Source organism: Enterococcus sp. BWR-S5, assembly GCF_016745255.1.
Lineage (GTDB): Bacteria > Bacillota > Bacilli > Lactobacillales > Enterococcaceae > Enterococcus_L.
Window position 1 is genome coordinate 1 of sequence record NZ_JADOEQ010000008.1, and the last position, 20,983, is coordinate 20,983.

The 20,983-nt window shown below is 41.8% G+C and carries 20 protein-coding genes; 16 read left to right on the forward strand and 4 right to left on the reverse strand.

All coding sequences use genetic code 11. From position 1 onward, the window contains the following. From IW510_RS10450 to IW510_RS10485, 8 genes are all read left to right on the forward strand, one after another. Positions 1-1,360, forward strand: a 1,360-nt coding sequence (locus tag IW510_RS10450; RefSeq protein WP_202059349.1) for a YfhO family protein, incomplete at its 5' end; no start/stop codon positions are given. Positions 1,361-1,580: 220 nt separating this feature from the next. Then, entirely contained in the window at positions 1,581-2,165 is a 585-nt protein-coding gene (locus IW510_RS10455; protein WP_202059351.1) for an ATP-dependent Clp protease proteolytic subunit, read from the forward strand. Positions 2,166-2,506: 341 nt separating this feature from the next. Next, positions 2,507-3,187, forward strand: a complete 681-nt coding sequence (gene vanR / locus IW510_RS10460; protein ID WP_202059637.1) for a VanR-ABDEGLN family response regulator transcription factor — start codon at positions 2,507-2,509, stop codon at positions 3,185-3,187. Between the two features lies 1 nt (position 3,188). Further along, a complete protein-coding gene (locus IW510_RS10465) occupies positions 3,189-4,286 on the forward strand; it encodes a sensor histidine kinase (protein WP_202059639.1) in 1,098 nt (365 codons plus the stop codon). Positions 4,287-4,371: 85 nt separating this feature from the next. Continuing rightward, complete coding sequence (locus IW510_RS10470) at positions 4,372-5,418, forward strand: D-alanine--D-alanine ligase family protein (RefSeq protein ID WP_202059353.1); 1,047 nt, start codon at positions 4,372-4,374, stop codon at positions 5,416-5,418. Between the two features lie 8 nt (positions 5,419-5,426). Then, positions 5,427-6,017, forward strand: a complete 591-nt coding sequence (locus IW510_RS10475) for a D-alanyl-D-alanine carboxypeptidase family protein (protein WP_202059641.1) — start codon at positions 5,427-5,429, stop codon at positions 6,015-6,017. Beyond that, positions 6,001-8,127 carry a membrane-bound serine racemase VanT gene (gene vanT, locus IW510_RS10480; RefSeq protein ID WP_202059355.1) on the forward strand — a complete coding sequence of 709 codons (2,127 nt, stop codon included), beginning with the start codon at positions 6,001-6,003 and terminating at the stop codon, positions 8,125-8,127. Before IW510_RS10475 ends, vanT begins: the two co-directional genes overlap by 17 nt. A gap of 236 nt (positions 8,128-8,363) precedes the next feature. After that, positions 8,364-8,798: a hypothetical protein gene (locus IW510_RS10485; RefSeq protein WP_202059357.1), complete on the forward strand. Its 435-nt coding sequence runs from the start codon at positions 8,364-8,366 to the stop codon at positions 8,796-8,798. A gap of 222 nt (positions 8,799-9,020) precedes the next feature. On the opposite strand, the gene IW510_RS10490 is transcribed toward IW510_RS10485, so the two are convergent. The 4 genes from IW510_RS10490 to IW510_RS10505 all read right to left on the reverse strand — a co-directional run bounded on the left by IW510_RS10490 (position 9,021) and on the right by IW510_RS10505 (position 11,483). Then, entirely contained in the window at positions 9,021-9,899 is an 879-nt protein-coding gene (locus IW510_RS10490; RefSeq protein ID WP_202059359.1) for an ROK family protein, read from the reverse strand. A 225-nt stretch (positions 9,900-10,124) separates the two neighbouring features. Further along, entirely contained in the window at positions 10,125-10,286 is a 162-nt protein-coding gene (locus IW510_RS10495) for a hypothetical protein (RefSeq protein ID WP_202059361.1), read from the reverse strand. A gap of 32 nt (positions 10,287-10,318) precedes the next feature. Then, complete coding sequence (locus IW510_RS10500; protein ID WP_202059363.1) at positions 10,319-10,681, reverse strand: hypothetical protein; 363 nt, start codon at positions 10,679-10,681, stop codon at positions 10,319-10,321. Positions 10,682-10,787: 106 nt separating this feature from the next. Further along, positions 10,788-11,483: a DUF2461 domain-containing protein gene (locus IW510_RS10505; protein WP_236674704.1), complete on the reverse strand. Its 696-nt coding sequence runs from the start codon at positions 11,481-11,483 to the stop codon at positions 10,788-10,790. A 255-nt stretch (positions 11,484-11,738) separates the two neighbouring features. Here IW510_RS10505 and IW510_RS10510 point away from each other — a divergent pair, with 255 nt between their 5' ends. The 8 genes from IW510_RS10510 (at position 11,739) to leuD (ending at position 20,722) form a co-directional block, all read left to right on the forward strand. Next, a complete protein-coding gene (locus IW510_RS10510) occupies positions 11,739-12,752 on the forward strand; it encodes an ROK family protein (protein WP_202059365.1) in 1,014 nt (337 codons plus the stop codon). A gap of 119 nt (positions 12,753-12,871) precedes the next feature. Then, entirely contained in the window at positions 12,872-13,507 is a 636-nt protein-coding gene (locus tag IW510_RS10515; RefSeq protein ID WP_202059367.1) for a sugar O-acetyltransferase, read from the forward strand. Positions 13,508-13,540: 33 nt separating this feature from the next. Then, a complete protein-coding gene (locus IW510_RS10520) occupies positions 13,541-14,806 on the forward strand; it encodes an MFS transporter (protein ID WP_202059369.1) in 1,266 nt (421 codons plus the stop codon). Then, entirely contained in the window at positions 14,803-15,609 is an 807-nt protein-coding gene (locus tag IW510_RS10525; RefSeq protein WP_202059371.1) for a Cof-type HAD-IIB family hydrolase, read from the forward strand. Before IW510_RS10520 ends, IW510_RS10525 begins: the two co-directional genes overlap by 4 nt. A 520-nt stretch (positions 15,610-16,129) precedes the next feature. Further along, positions 16,130-17,656 (forward strand): 2-isopropylmalate synthase, encoded by a 1,527-nt coding sequence (locus IW510_RS10530; RefSeq protein ID WP_202059373.1) that lies wholly within the window; start codon positions 16,130-16,132, stop codon positions 17,654-17,656. Continuing rightward, positions 17,653-18,696, forward strand: a complete 1,044-nt coding sequence (leuB, locus tag IW510_RS10535; protein WP_202059375.1) for a 3-isopropylmalate dehydrogenase — start codon at positions 17,653-17,655, stop codon at positions 18,694-18,696. Before IW510_RS10530 ends, leuB begins: the two co-directional genes overlap by 4 nt. A 77-nt stretch (positions 18,697-18,773) precedes the next feature. Continuing rightward, positions 18,774-20,150: a 3-isopropylmalate dehydratase large subunit gene (gene leuC / locus IW510_RS10540; protein ID WP_202059377.1), complete on the forward strand. Its 1,377-nt coding sequence runs from the start codon at positions 18,774-18,776 to the stop codon at positions 20,148-20,150. Continuing rightward, positions 20,150-20,722, forward strand: a complete 573-nt coding sequence (gene leuD, locus IW510_RS10545; protein WP_202059379.1) for a 3-isopropylmalate dehydratase small subunit — start codon at positions 20,150-20,152, stop codon at positions 20,720-20,722. The genes leuC and leuD overlap by 1 nt, the downstream gene beginning before the upstream one ends. Positions 20,723-20,983 lie beyond the last annotated feature (261 nt).

A 20,983-nucleotide genomic window follows, 5' to 3' on the forward strand; every position in this document is an offset into this window, starting at 1 on the left:
CCGTAATTCCCTGTCTTACCTGCATGAGCTGGGGTATCGTTCCTGGGGAACGAATCTTCAGAATGATTACCGCAACAACACCATCTTGATGGATATGATTTCAGGGATTAAGTACAATCTCTCGCAGGAAGAAATCAATAAATACGGCTTTAAGAAAATCGACGAGTCCGGGGACTATGCCCTGTATGAAAATCAATATGCGATGCCTCTTGGGGTGATGACGGACCGTGATTTGTATGTGGATGGGGCAGGCAAGAATCAGACCTCCCTGTTCAATCTACTAGCCAATCAGAAGAAGAACTACTATACTTTTATTGATCCGGAGCTGGTGGACACGGAGCACGTGACCATCGAAGACGCGGATCAGATGGTGACCTATGTCAAAACGGATAAGAAGGAAAAGGAGCCGATGCGGCTGACGTGGAAAGCCACGATTCCGAAGAACAAGCAGGCGTACTTCAGCCTGTATCCGTTGAACTATGATGACTTGAAGGGGGCCGAGGTCATCTTAACGGTCAATGGCGTAAAACAGCAGACCCGCATTAACATGACCGGCCAATACTACAATTTGGGCTACTATGAAGAAGAGACCGAGGTCGAGTACACGATTGAACTGTCGGATACCGTTCGGGCCCAGTTCCTAACCCCGGATATCGCGTTGTTGGACTTGACGGAGTTTACCGAATCCGCAGAAGCGATTCTGGACAAAGGCGTGGACTTTGAAGTGAGTGGACGGAAGGCGAAGGCCACTATGACGGTCACCAAAGACGACCCGATTCTGTTTACGACGATTCCTTATGACAAGGGCTGGAAGGTTTATGTGGATGGAAAGAAAGCGGAGATTACGCCATTTAGAGATGCGTTTCTTTCGGTTCAGCTAGAGGAAGGAACTCATGAAATAGAGTTTGTATTCTTGCCTCAAGGACTGCTTTTAGGTAGTGGCATCTCCGGTATCAGTCTACTTGTTTTCGGTGGGTATCTCTTTATCTTGAAGAGACGTAAGAATGATCCGTTCTATCAAACGACAAGCGGAAGTGGCGGCAACGCGCCAAAACCTCCGCAGTCGCCAAAAGCGCTTGCGACAGAAGGGGAAGCTGTATCCGAAACACCACAAGTGGTGGCGGAAGCAGAATCAGACACTAACGTGGAAGAGAGCGATCATGCACAAGATGAGAGTCTTTCGGAAGAGCCTTCGTCTACAGTCGGAACACAGGAAGACGCAGGAGCTCCGACTAATAAGGACGAGTCTTTAATGAGCAGTTTTACCTTCAGTGATCAACAAGATGGCTTTGGTTTTGCGCTTCATAGTGAAACAGAATTGAAGGAAGAGTTCGATGAGTTTTCGGATATAGAAAAATAAGTTTAGTGAGAAAGCCGGCATTCTGTCGGTTTTTTCACTGCTATAAGCAGTAAAAATGTTAATAAATAAGAAAGAAAAAGCATGGATTCGTATATTTTATCTTTTAGGGAGTGAACTGCGCACTTCTTTGTTTGAACAATCCTGACTTTTTGGTAGAATAGAAGAGTGAGCAAAGGAATGAGCTGTTATTCCTTATTGAAATTTCAGGAGGTAAACAAAAATGTACCGTTTAGAAGAAGAACAAGAAAATACACCGAAAAATGATCAAAGTATGATTATGAAAAAAATGCTGGAAGAGCGAACAATCCTTATTTATGGTGAAGTAACACAGGATTTAGCACGTGAAGTTTCTTCTCAACTTTTGCTATTGGCGGCAATGGGCGATGAACCAATCAAAATCTTTGTCAATAGTCCAGGTGGACATGTCGAGTCAGGTGATACAATCCATGATATGATTCAGTTTGTTAAGCCGGAAGTTATTGTAATTGGTACTGGCTGGGTGGCAAGTGCCGGTGTGACAATCTATCTGGCGGCAGAAGCTAAAAATAGATACGCATTGCCAAATACACGCTTTATGATTCATCAGCCTGCTGGCGGTGTTCAGGGGCAAGGAACAGAGATTCAAATTGAGGCAAAAGAGATTGTACGTATGAGAGAACGTGTAAACCGCATGATTGCTGAAGCGACTGGACAAACCTATGAGCAGGTTGCTAAGGATACAGACCGTAATTTCTGGATGTCTGTTGAAGAAGCGAAAAACTATGGTATGGTTTCAAAAATTATTAAGTCAAGCGACGAAATTTAGCGATAAAAGGGTACTCTTTTATCGACTAGCGATGAAGCGAAGCGCTATAATCGAATGATTGCAGTAACTATTGAGTAAATACTGAATTCGTTCGTAAGCAGATTATGGTGTTTATCCAAAATATACGATGAAAAGCGACTGGAATTTCTTTCAGTCGCTTTTTTTCGGAGAGAATTATTCAGCTCATTTGTAAAAGAGAGCAGTGATTGATTGCTATATCCTATTTTAGTTGTGTCGCGGGTTACATGAGTAAGAATGAATCTGAAGAAATCTTAAGTATTTCTATCTTTAGTTGGTGGGTATAGTTTGCTAAACTTAGAGAGGAAAGGGGCTTGAAAAAGATGACGACGATTTTATTGGTTGAGGATGAAAAAGAAATTTCTGATTTAATCAGCTACTATTTGAAAAATGAAAACTACCATGTGATTTCTTGCCTAACGGGTGCAGAAGCCATGGAACAGTTGGCTCAGCAAACAATTAATTTGGCAATTCTTGATGTGATGCTCCCTGATATGGATGGCTTTGATATTTGTCGGAGAATTCGGGAAACACAAACGTATCCGATTATCATGCTGACTGCTAAAGGAGAAGAAATTGATAAAATTACCGGCTTAACCATTGGTGCCGATGATTATATGACAAAACCGTTCAAGCCGTTAGAGCTTATTGCGCGGGTGAAAGCCCAATTACGACGTGTGACAACTTATAATGGCGGTACTGAAAATATCCTGACGGTTCGTGGCTTGCTGATGGACTTGGAAAAACGGAAGGTACTTTTAGACGATGAAGAGCTCTATTTGACGCCGCTGGAGTTTTCAATATTGAAGCTTCTTTGTGAGCATAGAGGTCAGGCGGTTAGCTCAGAGGAAATGTTCAAAACCATTTGGGGTGAAAAGTACTATACGAATTCGAACAATACAATTATGGTGCATATCCGTCATCTTAGAGAAAAAATGAATGATTCTGTAGAGAAACCGAAGTATATAAAAACGGTATGGGGGGTAGGATATAAAATTGACTAAAATGGAGAATCGAAAATTATTATTGAGGATTACTCTAGTTTGCGGCATAATCCTGCTTCTGTTTTTTTTATTTATTCAAAGCGGCTTCAGTGAAATATTTCGTCAGTTTATCTATGAATTTCTTGTATATAATCAAAGCTTTGAAGTAAATGGAGAGATTTACTATGAGACGACCGTCAGTTTGAGTGCCTTAAAGCTGTTGCTGATCGTTCTTGTTGTAGCAGCGATATTTGCGGCTGCGTTTGCCAGCTACTTGATTGCACGAGGTCGGATAAATGCCAGTATACAGGAGCTTTCGACAAAAATACCTAAGTTTTTAACAACCGAAGAACTAACAACAACCGGTGACTTATCTTTAGATAACGAGTTATTGAAGATTAAGACAGGAAATATGAAAAATGAAGAGCTGCTCAAACGGGAAACGCAACGAACGAAGGATTTGATTACGTACCTTGCCCATGATTTGAAAACACCGTTAGCTTCAGTAATCGGCTATCTGAATTTGTTGATTGACTCACCGGAGCTGACAACGGAGCAACGAGCAAAATTCTTACAGATTACATTAGATAAAGCTGGAAGACTGGAAGAGTTAATTAATGAGTTCTTTGATATTACCCGCTTTAGTTTGCAGGATATTCATTTGGATAAAACAGCCATGGATATGGTCTTATTAACACAGCAGATGACTGAGGAATTCTATCCATTGTTAAGCGAAAAAAATCAACAGTTGACCTATGAAGGTCCCGATACACTAAACATCGAAGCGGATAGTGAACAGTTAGCGCGGGTACTGAATAATCTCTTTAAAAATGCCTTGTCCTATGGTAATGCTGATTCCGTTATTCAAGTAAAGCTGTCGGAATCAGATAAAACAATTCACTTGTCCGTCAGTAATGAGGGGATAACTATTCCGCAACGGCAGTTGGAGATGATTTTCGATAAATTTTATCGATTGGATCACGCACGTTCAACAAAAACAGGTGGTGCAGGCTTAGGTCTGGCCATTGCAAAAGAGATTATGATTGCTCATGGCGGTACGATCCATGCTGTCAGTGAGGACGGTTTGACGACCTTTGAGCTTGAACTGCCGAAGTCTTAAGAAAGCTTAAGATGAACCTAAGTAGAAATTAAAATCATTCCTTTCTTTTATTGGTTTAATGAACCTATAAAGGAGAGGATTTTTTATGAAGAAAATTGCATTATTGTTTGGCGGAAAATCATCGGAATATGAAGTATCTTTAAAGTCTGCAGCAGCTGTTTTAGAAGCACTGGACACTAAAAAATATACCATCATCAAAATAGGTATTACCCAAAAGGGAGACTGGTATTATTTTACCGGTAACAATGAAGAGATTGCGGCAAATCGTTGGCAAAAAGCCGAGTATTGTCAGCGTGTGTCTCCAATTGTAGGTGGGAAAGAACGAGGGTTTCTTCTTCAAGAAACCGGAGAGGCATTGAGAGTAGATGTTCTTTTTCCGGTGTTGCATGGTGAGCTTGTTGAGGACGGCTGCATTCAGGGTCTTTTTGAATGGATGGAGCTGCCCTATGTAGGGTGTAAAACCGCGGCTTCTGCCATTTGTATGAATAAGGAGCTGACCCATCGATTTGCCAATAGTCTAGGTATTAAGACGACTCCCTCAATTCGCTGTACAACGCAAAATACAGATATTGAGGCAATAAAACGATTTATAAAAAAGGAACAGCTGCCTGTATTCCTTAAGCCCTTACGAGGGGGTTCATCTAAAGGAATTACTCGTGTAACGGATATGAACCAGCTATCTCAGGCCATTGAAGCAATCAGTGCATTCGATACGCATTTTATACTGGAAAAGGAAGTGGACGGTTTTGAGGTTGGCTGTGGAATTTTAGGAAATGAGGAGTTGGTTATTGGTGCGATTGATGAAATCGAGTTAGCAGCCGGCTTCTTTGATTACACAGAAAAATATCAGATGATATCTTCAAAAATTCATCTGCCGGCGCGCATATCAGCCGATATGAAGCGAGAGGTTTCTTATCAGGCGGAACAGCTCTATCGCCTGTTAGGCTGTCGAGGATTGGCTCGAATAGATTTTTTTATTACTCGTAACGGTGAGCTGCTACTTAATGAAATCAACACACTGCCGGGGTTCACTGCTCACTCCCGCTATCCGAATATGCTGAAGGATTCAGGCTGGAGCTATCAGGGAATTCTTGATAGGCTGATTGAATTGGCAGAGGAGGCAGCAGGATGAAACTTTCGATGAGAACGGTTGAACAACTCCCTCGTTTGATTAATGGCACACACCTCTTGTCCGCTTCAGAAAATCCATTTGATTTAGTAGCTGCCCCATTTTCGAATGGTGAGCAGCAGCTAAGAGTCGAAGCGGCGGAACAGCTGCAGAAATTAATTTCTCGGATTGGCGGTCAGAAGCAAATCATTGTGACGAGCGGCTACCGCAGCTATGGAGAGCAGAAAAGGCTTTATGAACACTCCTTGCGTCTGCATGGGAAGGTGTATACAGAAAAATATGTAGCGAAGCCCGGCTGTAGCGAGCATCAGCTCGGTCTGGCAGTTGATTTAGGGTTTGCTGACAGTGTTCATGATGAAATTTGTCCAAGCTTTGAGGGAAAGGAAATTAGCCGGCGATTTCTGTCTCATATGTCCTCTTATGGATTCATCTTGCGCTATCCCGAAGGCAAGGAGGCTGTAACGGGAATTGCCTATGAACCGTGGCATTTTCGTTATGTTGGCCGTCCTCACAGTGAAATTATTACTCAAGAGGGATGGACATTGGAGGAATATTATATGTTTTGGGGAAGCGGGGGAGAAGTAAATGACTGCACATCTTAAGCAGAAAAGTGCCCCTCAGCGTTCCAAAGGAATTGATCAATTTCGTATGATTGCAGCAGTAATGGTGATTGCTATCCATACGTTTCCTTTTGCCTCGATTCATGGGGTGCTGGATCAGATTATCACCTTGACTCTTTTTCGTGTAGCTGTGCCATTTTTTTTCATGGTTACTGGCTATTATGTTGTCGGTCCATTCGCCGAGAAGAAGAACTATCCGAAGAGCTGGAAAATTAACCGAGCAATCATTGAGACGCTAAAGCTGTACTTACTTAGCTGTTTACTCTACTTGCCACTATCTTTCTATACTGGTGCCTTGTCCTTTTCGATGCCGTTCGTCAAGATAATCAAGGTGTTTGTCTTTGATGGACCGATGTATCATCTTTGGTATTTTCCGGCAGTCATTCTTGGTTTGCTAATCGTCAAATTTCTGCTGCAGAGGGTTTCTTTACCAATTGCACTGGTGATAACGAGTATATTGTATTTGCTTGCTCTGGGTGGAGACAGCTACTATTCCTTTTCGGAACAAGTGCCGGCATTAAAAACCCTCTATCGTGCATTCTTTCATCTGTTTGATTATACGAGAAATGGTTTACTCCTTTCACCTCTTTTCTTATGTCTGGGAGCCTTGGTGTATCAACAACAGAAGCAATCCCCTTTTTTAGTAACAACAAAGCTTTGGATTAGTCTGCTACTTCTTGGCATTGAAGGATTTCTGCTGCATCAGTATACAGTGCTTCGTCACGATAGCATGTTCATTGTTTTACCCCTCGCTTCGTATTATCTTTTTATCTGGGCATTAAATTGGCAGCCGGAAAAAGAAGTGAAGCAGGCACAATCGTATTCGGTTGGACTCTATCTGCTCCATCCGTTAAGCATTGCTTTTCTGTATTATTTTTCAAAATCTATTGGTCTTTTACAAAACAGCTTGGTGCATTTTTTCCTCACTGTACTCCTTACAATAGGAGGGACATGGGTAGCTCTAAATCTGTTAAAGGTAAGAGTAAAAAAGGCAAAAAGAAAGAATATCCATCGTGCGAGAAAGCAACTGAATCAATCTGCTTTACAAAAAAACTATCAAACAATGCAGCAGCTGTTGCCCAAGCAAACAAAGCTGATGGCTGTGGTAAAAGCGAATGCTTACGGCCATGGCGCAGTTGCTGTCAGTCGCATTTTGGAGAAAGAGGGCGTTGACTTTTTTGCGGTGGCTACATTAGATGAAGCCATTGAGCTGCGTAAAAATGGTCTGCAAGGGGAACTATTGATTTTAGGCTATACTTCTCCTGAGTTAGTATTTCAGTTAAAACAATATGATTTAATTCAGTCTGTTTTTTCACAGGAGTATGCGACTCTGCTAAATAGAAAGAAAGTGTTGATTCGCTGTCATTTGAAAATCGATACTGGGATGCATCGCTTAGGTTTTAGCCCGACAATCCAAGTTGTTCAATCCGTTTATGGAATGAACTATTTATCCTGTGAGGGAATCTACTCTCATCTTGGCTCAGCAGATACGCTGGAATCCGAGGCAAAGAAACGAACGGAAAAGCAAATCAATATATTTGATCAACTGTTGACAGAATTGGCTGAGAGGAGAATAAACTATGGTGTGACACACCTGCAAAGTAGCTATGGTGTGGTTCACTATCCAAAGCTTTCTTATGATTATGCGAGGGTGGGCATTTTCTTATATGGTGCACTTAGTCAGCCTGATAGCACGCTTAAGAAGCAGCTGCAGTTAAGCCCTGTTTTATCCATTCATGCAGTGCTGGTATCCGTTAAAATGATTTCTTCAGGTGAATACATTGGATATGGAACAGCTTTCAGTGCTAAGAGAGAAATGAAAATTGGAACGGTGGCGATTGGGTATGCGGATGGCGTGTCCAGAGAATTATCGAATACCGGCTACGCACTAAGATATAAAGATTTTGATTTGCCTCAAGTTGGTCGTATATGTATGGACATGTTGCTTGTCGATTTATCTGAAGTGCCGGAAATAGCCATCGGAGCGGAAATTGAAGTGGCAGAAGGTAGTGAACAATTGGCTGTAAATAGTAAGACGATTACAAATGAAGTATTAAGTCGATTAGGAACGCGGTTGGAATATGATAATTAAAGAGAACTATCCGCTGATAGTTGCTAGTAGTCGGTATGGAAATAGGTGCTATTTTAGCTGAATAAAAAGCTTATCCAACAAGAGGAAGCGTGTTTTTTGGCTCAGTTCTTTGTCAGAAATTCTATGATTTCATGTAGTAAAATAACAAGGATAAAAATCATTTTTTTCACAGACTTGTCAGGCACGGTGGAAAACGGTAAAATAAAAGGGATAATTGAAAGAAAGTAGGAAAAAAAGTGAAGCAAAATTTAGGTTACTACATTCAAACCGTGAATGATATCGTACAGGATACTGAAAAAATTGGAGAATCAATGAACAGCTATTACGAGGAATTGCGTGAAGCGATTGATGGGAATAAAGTAGATGAGCTGTCAAAAGAAAAAATAGCTGAAATCAAAGAAGTTTTTGAGGGTGGCACGAAGAAATATGAGTTGATCATGAAGAAGATTGAGCAGCTTCGTCCGCCGGTAAAAGTGATTGGTATTCATAAAAAGCTGGAACGCTCTTACCTTGAGTATATTGCGGGCTGTAAAGAAATGACGTTGTCGTTGGATGCGGATAACGGTATTGATACAAAGCTGTTTGATTCTTCAGAAGAAAAACAGGATAAGGCGACAGATGATATTTCATTTTGTATCACAAAAATGAGTAATACTTTAATGAAAAAATAGAGTATAAATAACGAAAATTTTTTAATTAAATATTATTGCCTTTTCACTAGACAAAATTTGAGAAGTATTGTATTATTTAAACATACCAACAACAACCTTTTTATTTTTCATTTTACTCTTATTGAGTAATACTCCTTTTCCATCGGCTATCCTAAGCCGATGGTTTTTTTTATTTTTATATCAATAACATATATATATTTTCTGATATTTATTTCTAAAATTCTATAGATTCTTTTTTACCAGATAAAAGGCCCCAATCAGTCCGGCATCGTTTTGGTGATAGCATCGAATGATGGGTGTCTCAAATAATGCCCATTCGGGAAATTTCTTTAGCGGCTTCTCAATTAAAGACAATAGTAGAGGATTTTGGCTAACGCCGCCGCCAATCAGGACTTTTTCCGGATTGATAGAGACAATAATATTATAGATAACCATAGCAACATACTCTCCCCAAAGATTTAAAACATCCTTCTTCACGAAAGTATTTCCCTTGAAGATTTCTTCCCCTGTCACCGGTGTATCAGAGGTGATTCCCAGACGTTGACGGTATAAATTCAATAGTCCTTGCGTCGAGGCATATTTAGCTAAAATCACTTTTTTTCCTTGCCTATCCGGAATTAACATCATTCCAAACTCTCCGGCGCTATAACGTCCGCCTTTCATTAACGAGTGATTGTGAATGATTCCGCCGCCGATTCCTGTTCCCAAAGTTAAAACTACGAAGTCTTTTAAGTTTTGTCCGTTACCGGAGTGGAGCTCTGCCAGTGCGGCACAATTGCCGTCGTTTTCGATAAAAATCGGATAGTTGTCTCCTGTACGTTCCTTAAGAAGCTGTACAAAAGGCCGACCTCGTAACGGTTTAATTGCTCCTGATACGATTGGAATGCCGTTCTCGCTATCTATGACGCCGGGAAAGCTGAAACCAATTCCTTTAATTGAATATTCCTTTTCATAGCTTGAGATAACTCCCTCAATCAGTGCAAAAAAGGCTTCTTCTGTTTCTATTTCTGTCGGCTGCTTTCCTTGCTGAACGATTGTTCCGTCCATATCAAACAGGCCGTATTTAACAAATATTCCCCCTACATCAAAACTAATAATCATTTTTCATCACCTTTCTGGTTTATTCAGCGTTTGGAAGACAGTGATGAACTGCCTCCGTCTATTTCTTTATAGTTATTTTTCTCAATCAGTAGCTATCCTTTCAAAGTGAATCGATTCAAATTGATAGCAAATAGCGTCGGAATATCAGATACTTGTCAGACCAAGGCTGCCAAAGCCTAAAAAAATCTCCAAGACTAGGTCTTTCTAGACTTGGAGAGAATAGTTCTAATTTTCTACATTTCGTACATAATCATCGAAATACTGAATCAAATCGGATTTGATTTTCTGGTATTCTTCCTCAGTGTATTCTTTCTCTTCTATGTTGCCGTTAAAAAATGGAATTTGCAATTCTTCTTTTATGCGCTCCAGTACTTCAGTTTGATTCATTTCCGCACCTCTTTATTTATAATCACCTTTCATTATAAAACATTGAACCAATTCGTCAACTCCTCAAATGAAGTTTTCATCTTGTCCAGCTTGCTGTAAAGCAAGGCAATATCAGAGTCCTCGTGGAAAAAGACCTGTTTTAGCTCAAAATAAAAATTTTCGAAAGCAATGAAAAATGGTTCGACATCTGCATGATCCAACTCAGTATTGCTGTAATAAAAGATACGTACACTGTGGTAATAGGTGAATACTTCATTGATGTTCAACAGGATTCGAATATCCGTTTCATCTGTTCGAGGTTGGATACTGATTAAATCATATAAAGCCAATGATTTCGTATGAGTCTCAGAGAGATAGGATAATAAGATATCTATTTTTTCAGTTGATGCAGGCATGGCAGCCACCTCCGTTTTTCTTTTATTATAGTAAAATTCAGCGTCCTTGAGAAGTAATAGCCTTGTTCGAGGACAGCTGTTACTGTGTGAAGCCTTCGATAATAGACTAGCGGCGTTCCGGAAATTGAAAATCAACGAGTGCTCGATTCAGATAATCATTAAAAGGCTTCATTGCTTTGAAAATCTCCAAACAGGTCGAAATCAAAGCTTTTTCATCCTGCAGCTGCTCCTCGTTTAGATCGTATTGAAGATACCAGCTTTTATATTTAAGAAATTCATCAATCGCAGTGCCTGTTTCTTCATAACCTTTGGGGAACCGTTTCAGACATTCGCCACGGAGTTGAAAATATTTTTTAAAATCTGGAGCCTCCAGCAACGCCAAGAATTCTTTTGGATGCTCAAGCAGATAGTCTCTAACCATAGCTGTTGCCTGTGGAAATTGTGTGCCGAATACACCGCCGCCCAAGAAAGAATCATGCCCTTCAGGTGCCAACTGAATAAAATAACCGGCCGGAATAAAGGGTTTTCCATTTGGTCCGATGTGCGCTCGGAAGGTTGGGTTATAAGGTGATTTATCATGACTGAATCGTGTATCTCGATTCAGGCGAAAGCTTAATTTATTCGGCTCGATTAATGGGATTTCTGAGTCAAAGATAATAAGCTCATTTTGCAGTGTTTGAACAAAGGAATAGAAATCAGTAAGTGCTGCCTTTTTTTCTTTTTCGTGCTGATGCATCCATTCTAATGAATTATTCTCAGAAAGATTTTTTAGAAAACCGCGCATGGCTTTGATTGTTGTCATTTTTCACACTCCGTTCATTATAGTCTCTCTTTGATTATTTCATAAAAAGAAAGAGCTGACAACACGCTCTAAGAGGAACTTGTTAACTAATTGAAAAAAGCAGCAATCATTTGCTGTCAGGGGGAGAAATGGAGCTGAGATTGCAGCGGATTGAAAAAGAAGTTGACTTGCGAAATTTTTTAAAGTAAGATTATAAAAGAAGTTTATAAAGTTTTTTTATAAAGTGTGAAATACAAGAAAAGGAGGAGATAGTGGATGCAGCCAGGAACGCCCAATCAGCTGAAAAACAGCAATATCAATCGTTTACGTCGCATCATCTACCAGAAAAAGCAAATCACTAAGCCAGCTCTGGCTGAACAAAGCGGTTTAAGCATCATGACAGTCAATAACTTGATGAGGGAGCTGTTAAGCAGTGAAGAAGTCCTCGAAACGAAATCCTCGGTTTCTACAGGTGGTAGAAGGGCCAGTGTTTTTGAGTTTAATGCTATGCATCGACTAATACTAACGCTGTGTTTGCTGGAAAAAAATAAGACCTTTGCTTTCCTATTTTCTGTACATGACCTGAACGGAAATATCTTGCTTCAAGAAGAGATTGAAGGCGATACGTTCGATAAAACGATTGCAAAGCAGCAAATTGAACGATTTTTGGAGAAGTATCCAGCTATAGGTTGTCTGGTAATCGGATTACCCGGGGTTGAGCACAATGGTGTGGTACAGGTGATGGATTTTTCTCTCTTAAAGGGCGAACGCTTGAAAAGCTATTTTGAAGAGGCGTTTGGTTTTGAAGTAATTCTTGAAAATGATGTAAATGCCGTCGCTTATGGGTATAGTCAGGCAGTGGAACAGGACTATAGTAATGCGGTTGTCGGCCTGTATTATCCGGAAACATTCCCGCCAGGTGCAGGAGTTGTTTTCAATGATCGAATTGTTAAAGGACGGAACGGTGTTGCCGGAGAAATTGCACATTTGCCGTCAGATCCAGATTGGTCGGCCTTCAGCTTTACGGAGGCAGCTACCATTGCGAACCTTCTAAATAATATTCAAACCTACATGAGCCTGTATGATCCAGACTGTTTTGTGATTTATAGGAACTATTGGAGTGATGAGCAACGATTGAAGGTGCTGATTGAAGGTCGAATCAAAACAGAGTTTCCTTTTGTGGATGTACCGGACATCAATTTGTCAAAGGAGTTTGATCATGATTATGTCTTTGGCCTATTTTCATTAGGTATCAAGCAGCTGAATATGGAGCTGGAGCACTTCAATTAGTTAAAAATTAAAGCGATAGACACTGTGGCAGGAATCGACATATCTGCTGTATAGGCAGCAGCATGACGGCACCGACGACAGATACGTATAGAAAAATTTTGATGAATGGAGAATGATGAATGCGAACTGAAAAAGAACGGATGCTGGCAGGAGATTTATATCTGGCTAATGATGAAGAATTACGAGCTGATTTTCGCCGCTCACGACAGCTGACCTACTTGTTTAATCAAACAACAGAGGAGCAAATCGATTATCGCAAAGAGCTGCTGAAGGAGCTGTTTGAGGAAACGGGAGAAGAGCTTTACATAGAGCCGCCGTTTCATTGTGATTATGGGTGCCATATCAGCGTAGGAGAAAATTTCTATGCCAACTTTGATTGTATCATTCTTGATGTTGGTGAAGTGAAGATTGGTAAAAATGTCATGTTTGCTCCTCGCGTCGGTGTATATACTGCCGGTCATCCAATTGCGGCAGACGTCCGTGTACGTGGATTAGAATTTGGAACAGCTGTGACAATTGGTGATAATGTCTGGGTTGGCGCGAATACGGTTATCAATCCTGGTGTGACGATTGGCAGTAATGTCGTCATTGGCTCAGGTTCAGTAGTTACCAAGGATATTCCGAATAATGTCGTTGCTGTAGGAAATCCTTGCAGGGTGTTGCGTGAAATCAACGAAACGGACAAGCAATACTGGACACAGCTGGAAAAGGCTTATCATGCAGAGCAAGGAACGAGCGCAGCTGACGAAGGCTAGTTAAAAAAGCTCACCAAGCAAAGGAGTGGGTGTATGACAGAACGAACCAGAAATTATCTGATATTTACAGGGTTTATTGTTATCACTGTCAGTGCAAATTATTTGCTGGGCAGTATGGCCATCTATGGCGCGGCTGCATTTACTGAGTTTCATGCAGTGGAGCTATTTGGCAGCCTGATTATTGTCGAGGCTTTGGCAAGAAGTATCTCCTTACTTTTATCGGGGCGAATCGGTGAGCGTTATGGCAGAAAACGGCTGTTTTTGCTTAGTACGATTATTTTTGGCGCCATGGTGGCAGTAGCAGCCTTATCAAACTCGGGATTATCTTTTCTATGGAGTCGCGGACTTGCCAGCTTTTTCTGGGGCCTATCTCAGGCAAATGTATTTACAATGGTCAGTGAACGATTTAGTGAAGAGGAATACCCTATACGTGTGGGCTGGCTGCAAACGGTGGGCTCATTGATTTTACTAACAGGACCTGTTATTTGTGGCGTGCTGATTCAGCAATTCAATTGGCGAGTGTCATTACTCAGCATTTTACCGCTGTTTTTGGTCAGTTTGCTCCTGATAGGCGCCTTCTTTCCAAAACAAACCGTCCAAACTACAATTGCTAATAGAAGCAAGCAATCTGACGCATTCGATAAAAGAAGAGGGCTAAAACAGCTCTTTTCACAAAAATCGTTTGTTATCATGGTGCTGCTTACCTTTCTGTATACGTGCATTTCAACAAGTGGGAACTATATCCCTTTGTTCGCTCAAACGATTTTGCAGTCAGGGGCGACAATTAGTTCGTTGATTTTAGTCCCCTGTAATATCCTGGTCATGTTCTTTTCAAATATGACTGGGCGATACATTGCCAGACACGGATTTCCGAAACGGCTGATTGTCTTTATGGCGATGATTGGAGTAGTAGGCAGCTTGCTTTATACACTAACGATGCTGGCGCCAACTTACCTAGTCATTATTTTATCAACCGCAGTCATTGGTTCAGGGTTTGGCATGTCACAGGTATTACCAATAGCTTTTGTACAGCGCTATACGCAAAAAGAGCTTATAGCGGAAGGGACATCCTTCATTATTTTTACGCAGGGATTTTCTTCTGTTATTGCAGGGGTGATGTATTCGGCAGCGATGAACAGTCAAGGCTTACCGTTTGCGTTATCGACCTCTGTCGTCTACGGAGTAATATTATTTTTGTTGGCGGTTCGACTGTACAGAGAGCCAACAACTAGAAGCAGCTTAGCTAGTGAAGCGTGTGAACAAATTAAAAACGAGAGAAATGAGGAGGAAGTAAGATGAGTCGAGTAAAAATGATAGCAGTAGATATGGATGGTACTTTTTTAAATAGTCAAAACGATTACGATCGTGCAATGTTTCAAGAGCTTTATCAAAAAATGCAGGAGCAAGGAGTAAAATTTGTAGTAGCAAGTGGGAATCAATACTATCAGTTAAAATCATTTTTCCCTGAAATTGAAAAGGAGCTTTCCTTTGTTGCTGAAAATGGTGCGTACATTGTTCATGAGGATAAAGAAGTGGCTTGTGGGAAAATCGAGCTGGAAACAGTCCACGAAATTCTGGATATTTTGTCAAACTACGAGAGTGTGCATACAATCCTGTGCGGAAGAGATAGTGCGTATGTAAATAAAAATGAGCCGCAGGAATTCATCGACCACGGCAGTATCTATTACCATCGACTAAAGAAAGTAGATGATTTATATCAAGTCGATCAAGATACGCTTTTCAAGTTTGCCTTGAGTGTTCCTGTTGAGCAAGTCGAAGAAATTCTCGAAAGTCTTCATAAAGAGCTAGGAGATAAGATTACACCAGTATCCAGTGGACACGGCGATATTGATTTAATTATTCCTGGTGTGCATAAAGCGAATGGCTTAATGAAGCTGCAAGAGCTATGGGGAATCAAGGATGAAGAAGTTGCTGCGTTCGGTGACAGCGGCAATGATTTAGAAATGCTGAAGCATGCTGGTTTCAGTTATGCCATGGCAAATGGTCATCCAAAAGTTAAAGAAGCAGCGAAGGAAGTCATCGCTTCAAATAACGAAAACGGTGTCCTTCGTCAGGTTTCTATATTATTGGAAGAGGCATAGTCTATTTTAAATGAAGTAATTATGGAGCAAATCAGTCAACCGACATTTGCTCCATTTATTTGTGTATAGTTGAAACCTGTAAGTAGAAAGATTAAAAAAATCTCATAAAAACTATTGACATTCGAATTGAATTTCTGTAAAGTACCCTATAAGAAGTAATTGACAGAAAATTCAGGAAATAAAGGATGTTGATTGTAATGAGAAAAACAGCATACAAACAAACATTTTTATTATTAGAGAAGGACTCGGCTATCTGATTGCAGTTTTTAATCAGAACGGAAGAGTCCTGTTTAGCATTTGCATGAATGGGATGAACGTACAAGCATCCCTGACGTGGGATGCTTTTTTTGTTGGATGATTCTTAAGGTTACCTCGATAGAGAAAATCTTAGCGAATATACAGATAGCATACTGAAGAGATACCGAGAGTGGAAGGAGATTGCAAACTATCTTAGATATATGCTTTTTATTCAGAAAATTCTAAATAATCAAATAATAATGAAGGAAGAGGGCGAACAACCATGGCAACAATTCAATTTTTTGACACAACACTAAGGGATGGGGAGCAAACACCCGGCGTCAATTTTAATACAAAGGAAAAGGTACAGATTGCGATGCAGCTGGAAAAATGGGGCATCGACACTATCGAAGCAGGTTTTCCTATCGCTTCAGAGGGAGATTTTGAAGCAGTGCAGGCAATTGCACAAGCAGCAAAGCGTATGACAGTAGCAGGTCTGGCTCGTTGTCAGAAAAAAGATATTGATCGTGCCCACGAAGCACTGAAAGAGGCTGTACATCCGCAAATTCATGTATTCTTAGCTACCAGCCCCGTTCATATGGAGTACAAGCTGAAAATGACACCTGACGAGGTCATTGCTTCTATTAAAGAACATGTGACCTATGCTAGAGCTAAATTTGAAAAGGTACAGTTTTCACCGGAGGATGCGACCCGTACAGAAAAAGAATTTCTGCTAAAAGCTGTTCAAACAGCCATCGATGCGGGAGCGACAATCATCAATGTTCCCGATACAGTCGGCTACTCGAATCCGACCGAATATGGTCAACTGTTCAAATTTTTGCTTGAAAATATTCATAGTGAAGAAGAAGTCATTTTCTCTTCTCATTGTCATGATGATTTGGGAATGGCGACGGCCAACGCACTGGCTGCTATCGAAAATGGTGCTCGTAGAGTAGAGGGAACAGTTAATGGTATCGGTGAACGTGCCGGAAATACCGCTTTAGAAGAAGTGGCGTTGGCGCTTCATATCCGTAAAGATTTCTATCAGGCTGACAGCAACATCGTATTGAACGAAACCAAGCGAACCAGTGATTTGGTTAGCCATCTGTCAGGCGTTGCAGTACCAAGGAATAAGGCTATTATCGGCGCCAATGCTTATGCTCATGAATCGGGTATTCATCAAGATGGCGTGCTGAAAAATCCGGATACGTACGAGATTATCACACCCTCTCTGGTAGGCGTAAACACAAACTCACTGCCGCTGGGCAAGCTATCCGGCCGTCATGCATTTTCAACGAAAATGGAGGAGCTGGGCTATCAGCTGGATGAAACAGAAATCAAAACGGCCTTTAAACGATTTAAGGCGCTGGCTGATAAGAAGAAACAGGTGACAGATGAAGACCTGATTGCATTGATGATTGGTCAAGTGCAGGAAACCGAAGAAATTTGCCGCTTGGAACGTGTGCAGCTGCAATACGTTTCGGATGGCAGTCAAGGGGCAATCGTATCAATGAAGACGGATGAAACAGAAACCAAAACGGAATCAGCCATTGGCTCCGGAAGCATTCAGGCCATTTATAACTCAATCGATAAAATCATGGAGCAGAAACCGGAGCTGAAGCAATACACAATCAAAGCAATTACAGGCGGAGAGGACGCTCAGGCAGAGGTCTATGTCACCGTTCAAGATACAGAAACCAAGAAGCAGTTCAATGGAACCGGACTCGATTTCGATGTTCTTCAAGCATCTGCTAAGGCTTATGTACAAGCGAGTGAACGATTCAAAAAAGAAATGGAGCAGGTAAAATGACAAAACGAATTATTGCATTGCCCGGTGATGGTATCGGCAAGGAAATCATGGATAGCGCATTACGCATCTTATCAGAAATGATGGTACAGGAAAATTTAGATTTTGATATACAGGAATTCCCATTCGGTGGAGCAGGAATAGACAGCGAGGGTGATCCGCTTCCCGAAAAAACATTGACTGCTTGTAAAGAGGCGGATGCCATTCTTTTAGGAGCAATTGGCGGTCCCAAGTGGGATGCTGCACCAAAACGACCGGAACAAGGGCTGCTGGGTCTGAGAAAGGCATTAGGACTGTTTGCCAATATCCGACCAATCAGCGTGCCGGATGCAGTCATTCATTTATCTCCATTGAAGGAGGAAAATGTAAGAGGAGTCGACTTCATCGTTGTACGTGAGCTGACAGGAGGAATTTATTTTGGAGAAAAAGAATTGGCTGAAGATAAAGCTTCTGATCTGTGTACCTATACGAAAGCGGAAATTCAACGAATCATTCGTAAAGCATTTGAAATCGCTCGAACAAGAAATAAAAAGGTGACCTCTGTAGATAAGGCCAATGTACTTTCTACTAGTAAACTTTGGCGACAAACGGCGGAAGAAGTAGCACAAGAGTTTCCGGACTGCACTTTGGAGCATCAGCTGGTTGATTCGGCTGCGATGGTCATGATTACGCGACCAAAGGAGTTTGATGTCCTTGTAACGGAAAATCTGTTTGGCGACATTCTAAGCGATGAGGCCTCGGTTATCCCAGGTTCATTAGGAATGATGCCAAGCGCCAGTCATAGTGAAGAGGGGCCATCCTTATATGAACCAATCCATGGTTCTGCCCCGGATATCGCAGGACAAAATATTGCGAATCCAATGTCGATGATTTTGTCAGCAGCCATGATGCTGCGACAATCATTTGGAATGGATGAAACGGCACAGAAAATCGAATCAGCCTGCGACCGTGTAATGACTGCAGGCGTTTTAACCAAAGACTTGGGCGGAAATGCCGGAACACAGGAATTTACAGAGGCGGTACTAAAGGAATTAAGAAAATAATTGTTGTGTAAGCTTGAAGAAGCGGCAATAGAAAAAATGATAAAAAATAAGGAACGAGTAAGTGAGGAGCAATTCATATGGGAAAAACATTGTTTGATAAGCTGTGGGAACGGCATATTGTTGCAGGAGAAGAGGGAGAACCGCAGCTGCTTTATGTAGACTTGCATTTGATTCATGAGGTGACATCGCCTCAAGCCTTTGAAGGACTGCGAGAGGCTGGCAGAAAGGTGCGACGACCGGAGAAAACCTTCGGAACGATGGATCACAACGTACCGACACAGGATATTTTTAATATCACTGATTTGGTAGCGAAAAAACAGATTGAAGCCTTGAAAACAAATTGTGACGAGTTCGGTGTCACACTTTGCGAAAACGGCAGTGAACGTCAGGGAATCGTGCATATGGTTGGACCGGAAACAGGCTTGACACAACCTGGAAAAATCATCGTTTGCGGGGATTCTCATACAGCCACACATGGTGCTTTCGGCGCATTGGCTTTCGGAATCGGGACCAGTGAGGTGGAGCACGTTTTCGCTACACAATGTATTTGGCAGCGCAAGCCGAAAAGTATGGGTGTGAAAATCAGCGGTAAGTTGGCCAAGGGCGTTTATGCCAAGGACATCATTTTGGCATTGATTGCAAAATATGGCGTGGATTTCGGCGTCGGCTATGCGGTGGAATTTTATGGCGAAACAATTGAAAGTCTATCGATGGAAGAACGGATGACCATCTGTAACATGGCTATCGAGGGCGGAGCGAAAATGGGGATGATGGCACCGGATGAAAAAACCTATGAATATGTTCGTGGTCGTGAATATGCACCTGAGGATATGGAAGCGGCTATTGCTAACTGGAAGACGTTGCCAAGCGATCCAGATGCGACTTACGAAGCCAACCTTGAGCTGAATGCGGATGAGCTGGTTCCATTTGTGACATGGGGAACCAATCCGGAAATGGGAATTCCGGTAACCGGCACCTTCCCTGAGATCAAAGACATGAACGATGAGCGGGCATACAGCTATATGGATTTGCAGCCGGGACAACGCCCTTCCGATATTGAAGTGGGCTACGTCTTCATTGGCTCCTGTACCAACGGCCGCCTATCAGATTTGGAAGAAGCGGCAAACGTTGTTCGCGGTAAGAAGGTCAAAGACGGCATTACAGCCATTGTAGTCCCAGGATCAAGACCCGTACGCAAAGCAGCTGAAAAAATCGGACTGGATAAAGTTTTCAAAGAAGCAGGCTTTGAATGGCGTGAGCCTGGTTGCTCCATGTGTCTGGGGATGAATCCTGACCAAGTACCAGCAGGCGTTCATTGCGCCTCTACATCCAATCGAAACTTTGAAGGACGACAAGGCAAAGGCGCACGGACACACCTGTGCAGTCCCGCAATGGCTGCCGCAGCAGCCTTGAACGGCACATTTATTGATATCAGAGAGGAGCTGGGTGCATAATGGAGGCATTTACACAACGTACAGGAACCACTGTTCCATTGATGAACGACAATATAGACACAGACCAAATCATACCAAAATCATTTTTGAAACGAATCGAAAAAACAGGCTTTGGCGAATTCCTATTCGATGAATGGCGCTATTTGCCGGACCGCTCGCCAAATCCAGACTTCATTCTGAATGAGCCACAGTACCAAGGCGCTGAATTCCTAATCTCCGGCGACAACTTCGGCTCCGGCTCATCCCGTGAGCACGCCGCCTGGGCACTAACCGATTACGGCTTCCGTGCCGTCATCGCCGGCAGCTTCAGCGACATCTTCTACATGAACGCGACCAAGAACGGCCTACTGCCAATCGTGCTGCCGCTGGAAGCTCGCCAGCAGCTAGCTGCTCTGCTGGCAGAGCAGGAAATTACCGTCGACCTACCGAATCAGCAGGTTATCGCAAATGGTGAAAGCTATGGGTTTGAGATTGATGGAACCTGGAAGCATAAGCTGGTGAATGGGTTGGATGATATCGCGATTACTTTGGAGTATGAGCGAGAGATTGGGGAGTATGAGGAAAAAATTTAAGCGACTAAAAAGAGCTTGGGACATAAGTAAAAAATAGAAGACGGCAACGAATCCAGAAAAATGAATTCGTTGCCGTTTTTGTCTATCAAAAAAAGAACACTCTTGCTAAAATGAAAGTATCTACCCAATCAATTTAGAGGAGTGTTCTTATGTTTAAAAATTATAACACAAACCAATTTATTTTGCCTTTAGATTTGGAACTAACTTTGAACAAATAAGATATTGTTTTCGCTGTTCACCAACTGGTTGAAAGCATTCCAG